This is a genomic window from Faecalibacterium sp. OM04-11BH (assembly GCF_003482185.1).
In the GTDB taxonomy this organism is placed as follows: Bacteria; Bacillota; Clostridia; order Oscillospirales; family Ruminococcaceae; genus Faecalibacterium; species Faecalibacterium tardum.
In genome coordinates, this window is the sequence record NZ_QULS01000047.1 from 1 (window position 1) to 940 (window position 940).

Consider the following 940-nt stretch of genomic DNA (forward strand, 5'->3'; position numbering starts at 1 on the left):
GCGAGGCGGTGCATATCGGCATCACGGACTTTGAATTGCCCGGACAGGATCTTTTCTTTTGTACCGGGCATCATCTGCTCCATGATCTCTACGCCCCGCATGAACTTTTCAGAACGGGCAACGTAGGATTCGCTGACATTGTTCCGCTCTGCAATCTGCTTACGAACGCTTGCTTCTGTGGCAGTGGGAGGAATTGTGTCAAATTGACACAATTCCTCCGGGGCGGTTTTCTTGGCAGCAGCCGTGTGCTGGTTGTTGCCGTTTCCACCGGGCTTCCGATGCTCCACACTGTACTGTTTTCCAATGAGGAACTTCTTCTGCTCCGGGGTCAGATTACGCCGCCCCAACTGATTCTTGCAGATCCATGCGAGGACTTCTTCTCTGCTTTCAAACGGGAGCGGCATGGTGGAGAAAGAGATTTCGGGATGCTCCTGAACGATTTCATAACGATTGTGGCCGTCAACAAGGGTATTACCCCAGACAATCAAAGGAGAAATCAGCTTGCCTTCTTTCAAGATATTTTCTTCAAGCTGCTTAAATTCATCATCGGTCAGAGGGGGAATCTGAGACTGAAACTCCGGGTCGATTTTCAGATTGATCATACGCACACTCCTTTATCTCTCCTGCTGCGTCTGTTCTTCCTCCCGGAAAAAGGACGCAACATTCTGCTTTGCGGTTTTCAGTTTGAGCAGTTCCTCTTTAGCTTCCTTGTACTGCTCGTAGAACTTTGCCTTTTCGGATGCCAGCTGCGCATACTCGACTTCCAGCTTTTTCAGGCTGGGCAGCTTGGTGATGTCGTTTGCCTTGAAATAGGCTGCTGCCACCCGGTATGCTGTCAGCTCTGCACGGTGCTGCTCCTCAAAGGCTGCGGGTCGCTTGGCGGTCTTTAACTGCTGTGTGATGTTCTTGGTGCTGGTGTAGGCTGCGACCTGATAGCGCA

At 51.2% G+C, this 940-nt stretch carries 1 protein-coding gene and 1 pseudogene; both read right to left on the minus strand.

Annotated elements, in window-relative coordinates; translation table 11 throughout:
• The coding region (locus DXB44_RS14320) for a hypothetical protein (RefSeq protein WP_118659100.1) at positions 1-602 on the minus strand (602 nt) is incomplete at its 3' end.
• Positions 603-614: 12 nt separating this feature from the next.
• Positions 615-940 (minus strand): annotated as a pseudogene (locus tag DXB44_RS14325) (relaxase); the annotation flags it as partial.